The following is a 16,927-nucleotide window of genomic DNA, read 5'->3' on the forward strand; positions in this document are numbered from 1 at the left end:
TTGCTATTTTTGAAGTATGAAAAAAATGATTATAGCAAGTACATCAACAATTCACGGAAGTGGTTATTTAGAATATTTATTACCAACCTTAAATATTTTTTTTAATGATGTAAACACATTGGTATTTATACCGTTTGCAAGACCTGGAGGCATTTCTTATAATGGTTATACAGAAGTTGTAAAAAAAGCATTTGCTACTATTAATATAAAAGTTAAAGGACTTCATGAGTTTAATGATTTAAACGAAGCGGTTTTAAATGCTGAAGCTATTTTTACTGGTGGAGGAAATACTTTTGAATTAGTAAATCAGCTTTATAAAAATAATATTTTTGAAGATTTAAAGATTGCTATTAATAATGGTACACCTTATTTAGGAACAAGTGCAGGAAGTAATATTTGTGGACTAACAATGATGAATACCAATGATATGCCAATTGTATACCCACCAAGTTTTGTTACTTTATGCTGTATTCCTTTTAATATAAATGCACATTATTTAGATCCGATTAGTGGTTCTAAACATATGGGTGAAACCAGAGAAACTCGTATTAAAGAGTACCATGTTTTTAATGAAACACCTGTTTTAGGTTTACGTGAAGGAAGTTGGCTTTCTGTTGAAGGAACATCAATTCTACTTAAAGGTGAACATACTGCAAGGTTATTTCAACAAAATGAAAAACCTGTTGAGTTAAAAAGTGGAGTAGTGGTTGGTATTTAGTGACAAAGTTTTCATTTTTGCTAAAAGCTAATACTGAACGTAATCTACAATCTCTAAACCGTAACCTATCATTCCTACACGTTTTGTTTGTTGTGTGTTTGTTAGTAATTTCAATTTACTAATATTTAGGTCATGTAAAATTTGTGCTCCAATTCCAAAATCTCTATTATCCATGGCAATTGCTGGCGCTTTCATTTCGCCTTTTGCTTGGTTTTCTTTTAAAATTGATAATCTATTTAGCAAATTTTTAGACTGATTTTGTTGGTTGATAAACAAAATTGCTCCTTTCCCTTCTTCGTTTAAAGCACGAAACATTTGATCTAATTTCTTATCAACATTATTGGTTAATGTTCCTAAAATATCATTATTTATTAAAGTTGAATTGATTCTTGTAAGAACAGGTTCTTCTTTATGCCAAGATCCTTTAGATAAAGCAATATGAACTTGACTATTAGTAGTTTGTTGATATGCGCGCATTCTAAATTTACCAAAACGAGTTTCAATATCAAAATCCTCTTTCTTTTCAATTAAAGAATCATGCTCCATTCTATAAGCAACCAAATCTTCAATAGAAACAATTTTAATATCAAACTTTTCTGCAACTTTTAAAAGTTGTGGTAAACGTGCCATTGATCCGTCTTCATTCATTATTTCAACAATAACCCCTGCAGGTTCTAAACCAGCTAAACGTGCAAAATCTATTGCCGCTTCTGTATGACCGGTTCTACGTAAAACACCACCTTCTTTAGCTTTTAAAGGAAAAATATGACCTGGTCTTGCTAAATCAAAAGGTTTTGTTACAGAATCAACTAATGCTTGTATAGTTAATGCACGGTCAGATGCAGAAATACCTGTTGTAACACCTTTACCTCGTAAATCTACAGATACTGTAAAGCCAGTTTCCATTGGGTCAGTGTTATTGTTCACCATCATGTTTAACTCAAGTTCTTTACAACGGTTTTCTGTTAAAGGAGCGCAAATTAATCCACGCCCATGAGTTGCCATAAAGTTGATCATTTCTGGTGTTGTCTTTTCTGCTGCAGCTAAAAAATCACCTTCATTTTCTCTGTTTTCATCATCAACAACAATAATAACCTTACCATCTCTAATGTCTTGTATTGCATCTTGTATAGTGTTCAGCTTTGTGTTTTTTTGAGTTGGTTGTGGTGTCATATTTTAAGAGTCTTTTTTAGACGTTATTTTTTTAAAGAAATTAATGATAGGTATAAGAAAGGTGTCTGAATTAAAAATTCCTTTATCTTTTGTAGCTCTTCTTGTTAATAAAATACCTAATGGAACCATTATAATTGCAGCAATCCATGAACCTAATGCAGCTGTAATAGAACTTTCTTCGGCCAAATTTTTCCCGAATGTATTTCCAAAGAAATAAATTACATAAATGGCAATAGCTAGAATCATTGGTAAACCAAAACCTCCTTTTCTAATAATAGAACCTAAAGGAGCGCCAATAAAAAAGAGAATTAAGCAGGATAATGAAAAAGCGATTCTATTATAATATTCCGTGTCATAGAAGTTTAATGCTTTTCTTTTCCATTTTATGGTTTGCATATTGTTCTTTAGAGAACTTAAAACTCTGCCTGTTTTGGTTGTTGCGGAGTTTAAAATAGAAATTTGTTCTTGTATTGCAAAATTGTCAAAAACAATGGGATTAACATTTTTATTCTTTAAGGAATCTGGATATTTATATAAGTCTTTTGCAGTAACGCTTGTGTATATGTTTTTAGCTCTTAACGCTAAAGTTTCATCATAACCTTTTTTTAAGTCTGGTATGGTGTCGCTTAATTGGTTTAAACTTAACATGTTGTAACTTTTTTTGTATTTTTCACCATCTAAACCTTTATCTCCGCTTAAGGAAGAAATATCAATATTGAATTCATATTCTTCAAATGTTGCGCTAGAAGCTGGCATTTTTTTTCGTTTTGCTAACGTTGTATTCGATTTTACATGTTCTTCATAATAATACCCATCGTATAAAATAAAGGTCATATAACGACTTCCTTCTTCAGAAAGGATCTTTCCTCTTTCTGCTGTTATTACTTTTTGATTTCCTCTATTACCAGATAAATCATAAATTAAAACGTTTTTTAATAGGTTTTCTTCTTCGCCATATTTTTCATCAAATTTTATTTGATATCCAGGAATATCACTATTAAAACTACCCGGAACTAAAGCCATTGCTGGTTTTTTCTTTTTAATATTTAGGTAAAGATTTTTTTGTTTTAAAATTGCATACGGATAGATATTATTCAGAAATAAAAAGTTAATTCCACTTAGAATTATGGTTAAAAAAACGAGTGGTCTAACTAAACGTTGTAATGAGATTCCTGCAGATTTGGCAGCAGCAAATTCATAATTTTCACCCAAATTACCTAGCGCCATTATCGATGATAAAAGAACGCCGATTGGTAATGCTTGTGGGGTAATAATTAGTGTAGTGTAGTATAAGAATTTTAAAATAAAAGGCAAGCTAATTCCTTTACCAGCAATGTTTTCGAAGGTTTGCCACAACACTTGCATCACTAAAACAAAAAGCACAATAAGAAACGTTGCAACAAATGGTGTTATAAACGTTTTTAAAATGTATTTGTCTAAAATTTTCATTTATTTGTTTTCAAAACAAAAACCCAAATTTGATTTTGGGTTTTGCAAAAATAGTTTCTTAATTATAAAGAACCTACTAAATTTCTGTTAATTGAAATTAATCTATGGTATAATTTTGACTTAAATATTTAGCTTTATCAAATTTAAAAAAGTTTTCTGATAATTCTTGATTGCTCTTAAATTGAGTAATTGTAAACGTAGTTTTAGAACTGTTAGAACCAGTTTGAATTAATTTGTAAATATGTTTTGTCTTTGCATCTATACCTAATTCAACCTTTACGATGTCAGAATCACTATCAATAGGGTTTAGTGTTACAAACTGAATTTTCCTTCCGTTTATATTTTTTAATTTTCCCATTTCAAAATTATAACCTTCTTTATAAAAAGTTAATAATTTTGATGGATAAATAAAACCATCATCTCCGCCCATATCTCCTTCGGTAATATTGATTTCTTTTTCATCTGTATTAATTACGTATAAACTTTTACCATTATATAAAAATTTATTACCTAAATAATTTAAGCTATATTTTTCTCCTTTTAAGTTGATATCACCTCTAATTGGAGGTTCATCTCCTTCTTTTATTCCAGCATCTTCATTACTTAATGTTTGGCTAAAACCAATATACATATTATTGTATGCTCCCATTTTTACAGAAACTTCATCCAATAAAGATTTTGCTTTTTCTGCATTTTGAGAAAATGCTATAGTTGTTATAAATAAACTTAAAAATAAGGTTCTTATTTTTTTCATAATTTTAATTCTTAATATATTTTTAAAGATTATATGTTTTTTTCGTTTTCTAATAATTGATCTAGAGCTACAAAATCTGCTACTAATACTTGCCTTGCTTTACTTCCTTCAAAACCACCAACAATACCCGCAGCTTCTAATTGATCTATGATTCTACCAGCTCTATTGTAACCTAATTTTAATTTTCTTTGTAAAAGAGAAGCAGATCCTTGCTGTGCTGTTACTATAATTTCTGCAGCATCTCTAAACAGTTTATCTCTATCTGCTATATCTATATCAATACTTGTGCCACTTTCATCATCTACATATTCTGGTAAAAGATGTGCTTCTGCATAGGCTTTTTGTGAGCCAATAAAGTCTGTAATCTTTTCTACCTCTGGCGTGTCTACAAATGCACATTGTATTCTATTAAGATTGTTCCCTGCGGTATATAATAAATCTCCACGGCCAATTAATTGATCTGCTCCACCTGCATCTAAAATGGTTCTAGAATCAATCTTTGATGTAACTCTAAACGCTATTCTAGCAGGGAAATTTGCTTTTATTATACCTGTAATTACATTTACAGAAGGTCTTTGTGTAGCTACAATTAAATGGATTCCAATTGCTCTTGCCAACTGAGCTAAACGTGCAATTGGTGTTTCTACTTCTTTACCAGCTGTCATAATTAAATCAGCAAATTCATCAATAACCAAAACAATGTAAGGTAAAAATTGATGACCATCATTAGGATTCAATTTACGTTGTTTAAACTTGGTATTGTATTCTTTTATATTACGTACCATTGCGTTTTTTAACAAGTCGTAACGATTGTCCATTTCTATACAAAGTGAGTTTAGTGTATGTACAACTTTGGTAGTATCAGTAATAATTGCTTCTTCTACGTCTGGTAATTTTGCTAAATAATGACGTTCAATTTTATTAAATAATGTTAGTTCAACTTTCTTTGGATCAACTAAAATAAATTTAACTTCAGCAGGATGTTTTTTATACAAAAGTGATGTTAAAACGGCATTTAAACCAACCGATTTTCCTTGCCCTGTTGCACCAGCCATTAGTAAGTGAGGCATTTTAGCTAAATCAACTACAAAAGTTTCGTTTGATATTGTTTTACCTAAAGCAATTGGCAATTCCATTTGAGATTCTTGAAATTTCTTTGATGAAATTACAGAATGCATAGAAACTATGGTCGATTTTTTATTCGGTACTTCAATACCAATAGTTCCTTTTCCAGGAATAGGAGCAATAATTCTAATTCCTAAAGCAGATAGAGACAATGCGATATCATCTTCTAAATTTTTAATTTTTGAAATTCTAATTCCTGCTTCTGGTACAATTTCGTATAATGTAATTGTTGGTCCAACTGTTGCTTTTATTTCAGCAATACCAATTTTGTAATTTTTTAAAGTATCTACAATTCTATCTTTGTTTGCTTCTAATTCTTCTGGATCAATAGAGATAGTTTCATTGTATTGTTTTAGTAAATTAAAAGTAGGAAATTTAAAGTTTGATAATTCTAAAGTCGGGTCAAATTCACCAAAATCTTTTACTAATTTATCTGATAAATTTTCAGTAGAATGTTCTTCTTCTCTTCCAATAGCAACATCTATTTCTACTTCCATTTCTGATTCTTGTTCAATCACTTTTTCTTCTTCTTGAATTGGAGTAGTTGTTTTTAAAACAGGTTCTAAATTGTCTTCAATTTTTAAAGTAAGTCCTTCTTTTTTATTAATAACATCAGAATGTTTAGAAATTGTAGGTTTTAAATCTATTACAGACTTTTCAAACGCAGATTTTTCTTTTTTATCCGAAGTTAAAGAAATACTTTCTGATTTTTTTTTATCTAAATCTTCTGCTTCGTTAAAAACTTTTTCTATTGCAGAATGTTCATATTCTTCTAACTCATCTTGTTTTCTTTTTTCTCTTTTTTGCTTCATTTTTTCAATAAAAGCATCAAAAGTAAGCTTATAACGAACCACTAAATAAGCAATTAAGAAGAAAGTTAATACTATAAATAAACCCGTTTCACCAATAAAAGCTTGTAAGTATTCATTTATTTCAAAACCTACAATACCAGATAATAATGCATATTTTTTATGAAGAAAGCCTAATGTTATTGAAACCCATAACATGGCAATTAAACCCCAATTCCAAGAAATAATAATTTTAGATAATTTCTTTTTAAAGATAATATATATACCACTTAAAAAAACTTGAAAAGCAATTATAAATGCACCAAGACCAAAACCTTTATAGATAAAAAAGTGACTTAAATTTGCACCAATTTTACCTAGTAGGTTTTTACTTCTAACGGTTTTGTCTGTAAGTTGTGAAAGTGTACTTTGATCTTCTTGCCAACTAAAGAAAAAAGAAATAAATGCGATTGCTAAAAATAATGAAAACAATATTAGAAATGAACCTAAAATAGTTTGCGCTTGTCTTGTTTTTAAAAAGGCGAAAATACTCGGTTTTCTCTCCGAAGTAGGTGTTGTAGTTTTTGTTGTAATTCTTTTTTTCGCCATTTAAAAGTTGATAGATTTAAAAAAGTGACATATTATACTTTGCTAAAATAGCAAAATGATTTTTGGAATGTAAATAAAGCCTGCTACAATTAAAGATGTAAAAGCAGCAAAACTTGGTGCGCCTGCAGCAATATCTTTAATAAAACCAATTTTTTCATGATATTCTGGGTGTATAAAATCGGCTACTTTTTCTACAGCAGTATTTAAAGCTTCCGCTACTAAAACCATACCAATTACAATAAATTGCAACATCCATTCAATATTAGAAATATCAAAATAAAACCCAAGAATAGTTGCAATTAAAGCAAAAAATAATTGCGCTTTTATACTGTCTTCAGTAGTTGTTAAAAGCCACATTCCTCTAATTGCAAACTTTACACTACGCAGTCTTCCTCTTAAAAAACCATCGTTAGGATTCTTCATTAAATAAATATTTTTTTAATAATCAATTTATTATCCTTGAGTTATCTATTTCTATTCAGATGTTTGGTTTTACATTTGTATTAAAACCTAAAAATCTTTATTTCAGTTTCCCATTTTCATGGGAATGACAATTGTTATCGGAATCTTTTAGGCAGAGCCTAAAAGGACTCTTTTCAATTAAATTGCTTTTAAAGCAGCTTTGTAATTTGGTTCGTCTACAATTTCAGAAACTTGTTCTGTATAAGCAATATTTCCTTTTTCATCAACAATAACAATTGCTCTAGAATGTAAATGTGCTAATGGTCCATCAGTAATTTCTAGGTTGTAATCTTTACCAAAATTTCCATTTGCAAAATCTGATAACATAATTACGTTTTCTATCCCTTCTGCGCCACAAAAACGTGCTTGAGCAAATGGTAAATCTTTAGAGATGCATAATACTACAGTGTTTTCTAAAGTAGCAGCTTTTTTATTAAATTCTCTAACAGAAGTAGCACAAGTACCAGTATCTATACTCGGAAAGATATTTAAAATAACTTTTTTACCTGTAAAGTTAGATAAATTTTTATGTGATAAATCTACAGCTGTTAATGTGAAATTAGAAGCTTTTGTGCCAACTTTAGGTAAATTACCTAATGTATTTATTGCGTTTCCTTTTAAAGTGATATTTGCCATTTTTTGTGTGTTTTTAGAATACCAAAAGTAACTATTTTTATTGAAAAAGTTTTGCTAAAAAGTGATAAGTTCCTACAATAATTTTAGCGCTTAATATGTATCTTCGCAGTCTGAAAAATGAATTTTTATAGTGAATATTACTCAATATACATCAGAATTTAAATACAATTGGAAACTAGCTGCACCTGTAATGTTGGGTATGTTAGGGCATACTTTTGTTAGTTTTGTAGATAATATAATGGTTGGCCAAATAGGAACTGCAGAACTGGCAGCAGTTTCTTTAGGGAACAGCTTTATGTTTATTGCCATGTCTATTGGTATTGGTTTTTCTACCGCTATAACGCCTTTAATTGCAGAAGCAGATTCTTCAAATAATTTACAACAAGCAAGATCTACTTATAAAAACGGTTTATTTTTGTGTACGGCTTTAGGTATTTTACTTTTTTTATTGGTTTTCTTTTCGAAACCATTAATGCATTTAATGCAACAACCAGATGAAGTAGTAGCGTTGGCAATTCCGTATTTAGATTTAGTAGCTTTTTCTTTAATTCCATTGGTTATTTTTCAAGCTATTAAACAATTTAGTGACGGAATGTCTATGACAAAATATCCAATGTATGCAACGCTAATTGCCAATATTGTAAACGTGTTTTTAAATTATATTTTAATTTTTGGAAAATTAGGTTTTCCTGAAATGGGAATAGTTGGAGCAGCTTATGGAACATTGATTTCTAGAGTTATTATGGTTATTTATTTGTGGTTATTATTGCGTTATAAAAAACGCTCTGCACAAATTGTAAAAAACATAAAATTCTTTGTTTTAGATACTTTAATGATTAAAAAAATTGTGAATTTAGGTTCTTTAAGTGCTATGCAAATGTTCTTTGAAGTTGCCATTTTTACAGCAGCAATTTGGTTAAGTGGTTTATTAGGTAAAAATCCACAAGCAGCAAATCAAATAGCGTTAAACTTGTCTTCTATGACGTTTATGGTTGCTATGGGATTAAGTGTAGCTTCTATGATTAGAGTAGGAAACCAAAAGGGATTACAGAATTATAAAGAGTTGCGTAGAATTGCTTTTTCTATCTTTTTACTAGGTATTATTTTAGCCGTTTTCTTTGCACTGTTGTTCTTTATTTTTCATAAAAGCTTACCAAATATTTATATGGATTTAGGTGATGCAGAAAATTATGTAGATAATATGGAGGTGATTTCTATTGCATCTAATTTGTTATTAGCTGCTGCTTTTTTCCAAATTTCTGATAGCATACAAGTAGTTGTACTTGGTGCTTTACGTGGTTTACAAGATGTTAAAATACCAACGATTCTAACTTTTATTTCTTATTGGGTGGTAGGTTTTCCTGTTTCTTACTTTTTAGGAAAAGAAGAAATGTATGGTAGTTTTGGTATTTGGTTAGGCTTGCTAGCAGGTTTAACAACAGCATCTATATTATTATTTATCCGTTTTAATTCGTTAACTTTAAAATTGATAAAAGATAAAGAAGATAATCGCCACGAATTCACGAATTAAAAACGAATAAAAAAACCACATATTTATGAACTTTAAAATTAAAATTCGTGGCAAAAAAAAATCAAAAAATTAAAAACTAAAAAATGAATTTACCTAAATTTTTACTTGCAGATAATAGTAAATTTCCAGAAGATATATTTGTATTACACACAGAATTTCCTCGTTTTATGATTAATTTAAAAGACGATGAAATAGAATGGTTTGAAGACTTAACAGGAGAAAATGAAGAAGATATTGCAACAGAATTAGCTGATTTAATGGATAAAGCTGGCGCTTTTTATGATGATGAAATGAAAGAATTTGAGTAAGGTTTGCTAACGTTATTCTGAATATGCGTCGTTTTAATGACTTATATTCAACGTTAGCGAAGTTATTGTTTTTTTAGCAGAAAATCAATAGGGAAAAACACCTGTTTTAAGCAAAAAAAACCAAAACAATTAAGTTTTGGTTTTATAATTATTTAAAGGCATTGCCTTTTATTTTTTTCCTTTTTTCTTTTGTTCTTGTTGATCTTGTGCCTGCTTCATAGCAGTGTCAATTTTCTGACGGAATTTACTCTTCGCTTTTTCCGGCTTCTTTTTGTTTTCTTCTATTTGTGCATGAATTTTATCTTCATCAATTACATAGTTTTTAATTACTAACATAATTATAATGGTTAACAAGTTAGAAACAAAGTAGTATAAACTTAAACTACTTGCGTAGTTGTTAAAGAAGAACAACATCATAATAGGAGAGAAGTAAATCATATACTTCATCATTTTACCCATGTCTGGCATTCCTTCTTGTGCTGGCGCTTGCATATTTGCTTGTTGACTCTGGTTCATTTTCATGTAAAAGAAAATAGCAACAGAAGCTAAGATTGGAAATAAACTAACGTGATCTCCATAAAAAGGAATTGAAAAAGGCAATTGATAAATCATATCATATGATGATAAATCATTGGCCCATAAGAAGTTTTCTTGTCTTAAAGATAAGTTTGTAGGAAAGAACTTAAATAATGCAAAGAAAACTGGCATTTGTAATAATGCGGGTATACAACCAGACATCATACTTACACCAGCTTTACGTTGTATTGCCATGGTTTCTTGTTGACGTTTCATTGCATTTTCCTTTCCAGGATATTTCTCGTTTAATGCAGTTAATTCTGGTCTAATTACCTTCATTTTTGCACTCGATAAATAAGATTTATATACTAAAGGAGACATAATAATTCTAACAACAATAGTCATTAGAATAATAATTAACCCGAAGTTAGATAAAAATCCTTTTAAGAAATTAAATACAGGATAAAATACGGTTCTGTTTAAGAAACCAAAAATTCCCCAACCTAAATCTGCAGTTTGGTCTAAATCGGTTCCTTCAAAAGTCTTTAATAGATTATAATCACTTGGTCCGTAGAACCATTTCATGTTATAATTTAATTCTCCGTTTGTTAAAGCTAAAGGAGTTTTTAATTCAAAACGTTTAGTAAAAACAGTATCTATCTCTTCGTTTTTAACCAAATCAGTAGAAGTAACAGTAGCATTATTAAATGGCGTATCTGTTAATAAATTAGAAGTAAAAAAGTGTTGTTTATAAGCAACCCAATCTACATCATTTACAACATCAGATTTACCAGCATTTAAATAATCTACTTCATCATCTGTTTTAAAATAGTAATAAGAATACATTGTATTCTCTGTTTTTAAACTTTTTTCATGTCTAAATCCATCTAAAGACCAATCTAAATTAATAGGATTAGAAGAGTTGATAACATTGCTTAACCCTTGAGAACGAACAGCGAAATTCACCATATATTCATTGGGCTTAATTTCGTATCTATATTCTAAAAATTCAGAATCAGATACTTTTAATTTCATAGAAACGATTGTGTTTGCACCGTTTTTAGAAATTGTAGGTTCAAAGAATAAATCTTTTGTGTTTAAAGTTCTATTATCTGTGGTTCCAAAATTGATGTTAAAAGACGCATTATTGTCTTTAATCATATATAAAGGAAGAGAATCATAAGTTTTATAATTCTTTATAAGTGCTTCTTTAATTTGACCACCTTTATTATTGATGGTTAATTTTACCAATTCATTTTCTAAAACAGAAGTTCCTTCAGTTCCATTAATAGCACTTTGTGCAAATGCACCTAGTTTATTTGTAGCAGCTAATTGTTTTAAAGAATCATTTGCAAAAGTTGGTGTTGCTACTGTAAAAGTATCTTGTTTGTTTGCAGCATTTGTAGAATCTACAATTTGTTGATTGGTTGTTGTAGTTTCTGGAGCTATTTCTTCTGGTTGATTTGTATTCATCCACCAAATAATAATTCCTCCTAAAAGTAACATTCCTATAAAGGAATTAATGTCAAATTTTTTTTCTTCCATGTTCTGTTTTAAATGTCAATTTGTCATTTATGTATTTTTCTATTTAGAAAAAACCGACAAATGCAGTAAAAAGGTGTTTTTTTAACACTGTTTTACTATAGTTATTGTTAATATGGTTAGTAGTTCAAATTACGTTCCGTTTTTTTTGAACTTACTTTTTTGATTGTTTTAAAGCCGCTTTAATAAAATCTACGAATAAAGGATGTGGTTTTAACACCGTACTTTTGTATTCTGGGTGGTATTGTACACCCACAAACCAAGGATGTTCAGCAATTTCAATAACTTCTACCAAACCAGTTTTTGGGTTTATACCAGCAGCTTTCATTCCTGAAGCTTCAATTTGTTCTAAATAAGCGTTATTAAATTCATAACGGTGTCTGTGACGCTCGCTAATTAATTCAGAATTATACGCTTTATAAGCTTTAGAATTTTTATTTAATTCACAATCCCAAGCACCTAAACGCATTGTACCACCTTTTTCAGTCACTTTTTCTTGACTTTCCATTAAATTAATAACAGGATGTTTTGTGCTTTTGCTCATTTCTGTAGAACTCGCACTTTCTAAATTTAATACATTTCTAGCAAATTCAATTACTGCCATTTGCATTCCTAAACAAATACCAAAGAAAGGAATGTTGTTTTCTCTTGCGTATTTTACAGCACTAATTTTTCCTTCAATTCCACGATCTCCAAAACCAGGTGCAACTAAAATTCCATTAACTCCTTGTAATTTACTTTCGGCATTTTTAGATGTTAAGTTTTCTGAATGTATCCAACGTACTTTTACTTTAGTTTCATTAGAAGAACCTGCATGTATAAAAGCTTCGGTAATAGATTTATAAGAATCGTGTAATTCTACATATTTACCAATTAAAGCAATTTCTACTTCGTGCTTTGGGTTTTTATGTTTCTTTAAAAAAGCATTCCAAACTTTTAATTCTGGTTCACCTTTAGAAGAAAGTTTCAATTTATTTAAAACAACAGTATCTAAACCTTGTTCTAACATTAAATTAGGTACATCATAAATGGTTTCAGCATCTATAGATTGTATTACATCTTCTTTCTTTACGTTACAGAATAAAGCTAGTTTACGTTTTATGTCATCAGAAATTTCATGTTCTGTTCTACACACTAAAATATCTGGACTCACACCACTTTGCATCAACATTTTTACTGAATGTTGTGTAGGTTTTGTTTTTAATTCACCAGCAGCAGCTAAATAAGGAACTAATGTTAAATGAATAACAATTGCATTCTCTGAACCTTTTTCCCATAGTAATTGACGAACAGATTCTACATAAGGTAAAGATTCTATATCACCAACAGTTCCACCAATCTCTGTAATTACAATATCATAATCGCCAGTTTCACCTAAAATTTGAACTCTACGTTTAATTTCATCTGTAATATGAGGAATTACTTGTACTGTTTTTCCTAAAAATTCCCCTTTACGTTCTTTATTAATTACAGATTGATAAATTCTACCTGTAGTAACATTGTTTGCTTGAGAAGTTGGTATGTTTAAATAACGCTCATAATGCCCAAGATCTAAATCTGTCTCTGCACCATCATCCGTTACATAACATTCGCCGTGTTCATACGGGTTTAGTGTTCCTGGATCTATATTAATATAAGGGTCTAGTTTTTGGATAGTTACAGAAAAGCCTCTTTCTTGTAATAATTTGGCTAAAGATGCTGCGATAATTCCTTTTCCAAGTGATGAAGTTACGCCTCCTGTTACAAAAACGTATTTAGTATTACTCATGGTTATTTTAGGTTTGCACAAAAGTACTAACTCTTTAATTTATCTCAAATAAAAAAGGTAAAAACATTTAGAATATTTGTAGTTTTGCAGCAATATAAATTATTTTCATTTTTTTTTCAAATAGTGTTTGTCAAAAATAAAAACAGTTGTATATTTGCCCACGCTTTAAATGAGGTGAAATTCATTAAGCAGTAAATAATTAAAGCAGACATTTAAAAATACATATAATGCCGAAAAGAACTTACCAGCCATCAAAAAGAAAGAGAAGAAACAAACACGGTTTCAGAGAAAGAATGGCTTCAGCAAATGGAAGAAAAGTATTAGCTAGAAGAAGAGCTAAAGGAAGAAAGAAAGTTTCTGTTTCTTCTGAAACTAGACATAAAAGATAAAATGATTAACAATTGTTAATATATTAGGTGTTACTTTTTTAAGTAACACCTTTTTTTATACCCAAGCACTAACTATTTTTGTAAAACAAAACAACACAACAACTTACAATGCCAAAAAGAAAAGACCTTAAATCAATTTTAATTATTGGATCTGGACCAATTGTTATTGGGCAAGCTTGTGAATTCGATTACTCTGGTTCACAATCTTTACGTTCTTTAAGAGAGGATGGAATAGAAACAATTTTAATTAACTCTAATCCTGCAACAATTATGACTGACCCTTCTATGGCAGATCATATCTATTTGTTGCCTTTGACTACAAAGTCTATCATTCAAATTTTAAAAGAACATCCACAAATTGATGCTGTTTTACCAACAATGGGTGGTCAAACTGCATTAAACCTTTGTATTGAAGCTGATGATAAAGGTATTTGGAAAGATTTTGATGTAAAATTAATTGGTGTAGATATAGATGCTATTAATGTTACTGAAGATAGAGAACAATTTAGAGAGTTAATGATTAAGATTGGTGTGCCAATGGCGCCTCAAGCAACTGCAACTTCATTTTTAAAAGGTAAAGAAATTGCACAAGAATTCGGTTTTCCTTTAGTTATCCGCTCTTCATATACTTTAGGTGGAGCAGGAGCTTCAATTGTTTACAAAGCAGAAGATTTTGATCAATTATTAAGTTTTGGTTTAGAAGCATCACCAATACATGAGGTGATGATTGATAAAGCAATGATGGGTTGGAAAGAATACGAATTAGAATTATTGAGAGATAAAAACGATAATGTAGTAATTATCTGTTCTATCGAGAATATGGATCCTATGGGAATTCATACAGGTGATTCTATTACAGTTGCACCAGCAATGACACTTTCTGATAAAACATATCAGAAAATGCGTGATATGGCAATTCATATGATGCGTTCTATTGGAGATTTTGAAGGTGGATGTAACGTACAGTTTGCAGTTTCACCAGACGAAAAAGAAGATATTATTGCTATTGAAATTAACCCACGTGTTTCTCGTTCTTCCGCTTTAGCGTCTAAAGCAACAGGATATCCTATTGCAAAGGTTGCTACAAAGTTAGCAATTGGCTATACATTAGATGAATTAGAAAACGGAATTACAAAATCTACATCTGCTTTATTTGAGCCAACATTAGATTATGTAATTGTAAAAATACCTCGTTGGAATTTTGATAAATTCGAAGGCTCAGACAGAACTTTAGGTTTACAAATGAAATCTGTTGGAGAAGTAATGGGAATTGGACGTTCTTTTCAAGAAGCATTACACAAAGCAACACAATCTTTAGAGATTAAAAGAAATGGTTTAGGTGCAGATGGAAAAGGCTACACAGATTACAACCAAATTATAGATAAATTAACCAATGCAAGTTGGGATCGTGTTTTTGCTATTTATGATGCAATTGCAATGGGAATTCCATTATCTCAAATTCATGATATCACAAAAATTGACATGTGGTATTTGAAGCAATATGAAGAATTATTTCAACTTCAAAAAGAAATTTCTAAATATAAAATTGATACTTTAGGTAGAGATTTATTATTAGAAGCGAAGCAAAAAGGATACGGAGATAGACAAATAGCACACATGTTGGGGTGTTTAGAAAGTGAAGTATATACAAAAAGAGAAGAATTAAAAGTGCAACGTGTTTTTAAATTAGTTGATACTTGTGCTGCAGAATTTAAAGCAAAAACGCCTTATTATTATTCAACGTTCGAAAACGAAATTGAAACTGCAGATGGCGAAACTATTATTGCCAACGAAAGTATTGTTACTTCAAAGAAAAAAATAGTTGTTTTAGGCTCTGGACCCAATAGAATTGGTCAAGGAATTGAGTTTGATTACTGTTGTGTACATGGTGTTTTAGCAGCTGCAGAATGTGGTTATGAAACAATTATGATTAACTGTAATCCAGAAACAGTTTCTACAGATTTTGATACAGCAGATAAATTATACTTCGAACCTGTTTTTTGGGAACATATTTATGATATTATTCGTCATGAAAAACCAGAAGGAGTTATTGTACAATTAGGAGGACAAACTGCATTAAAGTTAGCTGAAAAATTAACGAAATACGGAATTAAAATTATAGGAACTTCTTTTGAAGCGTTAGATTTAGCAGAAGATAGAGGACTTTTCTCTGAATTATTAAAGAAAAATAAAATTCCTTATCCAGAATTTGGTATTGCAGAAACTGCGGATGAAGCTTTAGCTTTGGCAGATGAATTAGATTTCCCTATTCTAGTAAGACCTTCTTATGTTTTAGGTGGACAAGGAATGAAAATTGTCATCAACAAAGAAGAATTGGTAAAACATGTAGTTGATTTATTAGGTAGAATGCCTGGTAATAAATTATTGTTAGATCATTATTTAGATGGAGCAATAGAGGCAGAGGCAGATGCAATTTGTGATGCTGACGGAAACGTTTACATTATTGGTATCATGGAGCATATTGAACCTTGTGGAATTCACTCTGGTGATTCTAATTCAATGTTACCTGTCTTTAATTTAGGTGAATTTGTAATGCAACAAATTAAAGATCATACGCATACAATTGCAAGAGAATTAAAAACTGTAGGTTTAATAAATGTTCAGTTTGCAGTAAAAAATGATGTTGTTTATATTATCGAAGCAAATCCTAGAGCTTCTAGAACTGTACCTTTTATAGCAAAAGCATACAAAGAACCGTATGTAAATTATGCAACAAAAGTAATGTTGGGTGTAAATAAAGTTACAGACTTTAAATTTAACCCTCAATTAGAAGGGTATGCAATTAAACAACCTGTTTTTTCTTTTAACAAATTCCCGAATGTAGATAAGAAATTAGGACCAGAAATGAAATCTACTGGTGAAAGTATCTTATTTATAGATAGTTTAAAAGATGATGCCTTTTATGATTTATATTCTAGACGTAAAATGTACTTGAATAAGTAATACAAGTTATTTATATATTATAAAGCATCCAATTCTTATTTAGAGTTTTGGATGCTTTTTTATTAATAATTACCTGTTGTGCATTATAAAAAAGCTGTTCATTGATTAAGAGAATCGTATATTTAATTGAATTTCAAACATTTAAATAGATGAACAGCTTTAGAGCAAATTACGAGAAAATTTTAGAGGTATTAA

At 29.9% G+C, this 16,927-nt stretch carries 13 protein-coding genes; 5 read left to right on the forward strand and 8 right to left on the reverse strand.

What is annotated here, in order from left to right:
* Positions 1-16 precede the first annotated feature (16 nt).
* Positions 17-718: a dipeptidase PepE gene (gene pepE / locus V3V28_RS10890; RefSeq protein WP_331365044.1), complete on the forward strand. Its 702-nt coding sequence runs from the start codon at positions 17-19 to the stop codon at positions 716-718.
* 27 nt (positions 719-745) lie between these two features.
* On the opposite strand, the gene ribB is transcribed toward pepE, so the two are convergent.
* The 6 genes from ribB to tpx all read right to left on the reverse strand — a co-directional run bounded on the left by ribB (position 746) and on the right by tpx (position 7,714).
* Complete coding sequence (gene ribB / locus V3V28_RS10895) at positions 746-1,891, reverse strand: 3,4-dihydroxy-2-butanone-4-phosphate synthase (RefSeq protein ID WP_331365045.1); 1,146 nt, start codon at positions 1,889-1,891, stop codon at positions 746-748.
* Between the two features lie 3 nt (positions 1,892-1,894).
* Positions 1,895-3,340 (reverse strand): LptF/LptG family permease, encoded by a 1,446-nt coding sequence (locus V3V28_RS10900; protein ID WP_331365046.1) that lies wholly within the window; start codon positions 3,338-3,340, stop codon positions 1,895-1,897.
* A gap of 97 nt (positions 3,341-3,437) precedes the next feature.
* Positions 3,438-4,094, reverse strand: a complete 657-nt coding sequence (locus tag V3V28_RS10905; RefSeq protein WP_331365047.1) for a LolA family protein — start codon at positions 4,092-4,094, stop codon at positions 3,438-3,440.
* A gap of 29 nt (positions 4,095-4,123) precedes the next feature.
* Complete coding sequence (locus V3V28_RS10910) at positions 4,124-6,616, reverse strand: FtsK/SpoIIIE family DNA translocase (protein ID WP_331365048.1); 2,493 nt, start codon at positions 6,614-6,616, stop codon at positions 4,124-4,126.
* A gap of 42 nt (positions 6,617-6,658) precedes the next feature.
* Entirely contained in the window at positions 6,659-7,039 is a 381-nt protein-coding gene (locus tag V3V28_RS10915; RefSeq protein ID WP_331365049.1) for a diacylglycerol kinase family protein, read from the reverse strand.
* Between the two features lie 177 nt (positions 7,040-7,216).
* A complete protein-coding gene (gene tpx, locus V3V28_RS10920; protein ID WP_331365050.1) occupies positions 7,217-7,714 on the reverse strand; it encodes a thiol peroxidase in 498 nt (165 codons plus the stop codon).
* A gap of 190 nt (positions 7,715-7,904) precedes the next feature.
* Between tpx and V3V28_RS10925 the strand changes: the two genes are divergently transcribed.
* On the forward strand, positions 7,905-9,245 hold the full coding sequence (locus tag V3V28_RS10925) for an MATE family efflux transporter (protein ID WP_442957529.1): 1,341 nt from the start codon (positions 7,905-7,907) through the stop codon (positions 9,243-9,245).
* Positions 9,246-9,328: 83 nt separating this feature from the next.
* Complete coding sequence (locus V3V28_RS10930) at positions 9,329-9,553, forward strand: hypothetical protein (RefSeq protein WP_331365052.1); 225 nt, start codon at positions 9,329-9,331, stop codon at positions 9,551-9,553.
* Positions 9,554-9,721: 168 nt separating this feature from the next.
* On the opposite strand, the gene yidC is transcribed toward V3V28_RS10930, so the two are convergent.
* Both yidC and V3V28_RS10940 read right to left on the reverse strand, forming a co-directional pair.
* Positions 9,722-11,614 carry a membrane protein insertase YidC gene (yidC, locus tag V3V28_RS10935; protein WP_331365053.1) on the reverse strand — a complete coding sequence of 631 codons (1,893 nt, stop codon included), beginning with the start codon at positions 11,612-11,614 and terminating at the stop codon, positions 9,722-9,724.
* 151 nt (positions 11,615-11,765) lie between these two features.
* Positions 11,766-13,379, reverse strand: coding sequence for a CTP synthase (locus tag V3V28_RS10940; RefSeq protein ID WP_331365054.1), 1,614 nt, complete (start codon positions 13,377-13,379; stop codon positions 11,766-11,768).
* A 227-nt stretch (positions 13,380-13,606) separates the two neighbouring features.
* Between V3V28_RS10940 and rpmH the strand changes: the two genes are divergently transcribed.
* Positions 13,607-13,768 (forward strand): 50S ribosomal protein L34, encoded by a 162-nt coding sequence (rpmH, locus tag V3V28_RS10945; protein ID WP_331365055.1) that lies wholly within the window; start codon positions 13,607-13,609, stop codon positions 13,766-13,768.
* 108 nt (positions 13,769-13,876) lie between these two features.
* Entirely contained in the window at positions 13,877-16,732 is a 2,856-nt protein-coding gene (gene carB / locus V3V28_RS10950; RefSeq protein ID WP_331365056.1) for a carbamoyl-phosphate synthase large subunit, read from the forward strand.
* Positions 16,733-16,927 lie beyond the last annotated feature (195 nt).

The organism is Polaribacter sp. (assembly GCF_036480315.1).
Lineage (GTDB): Bacteria > Bacteroidota > Bacteroidia > Flavobacteriales > Flavobacteriaceae > Polaribacter.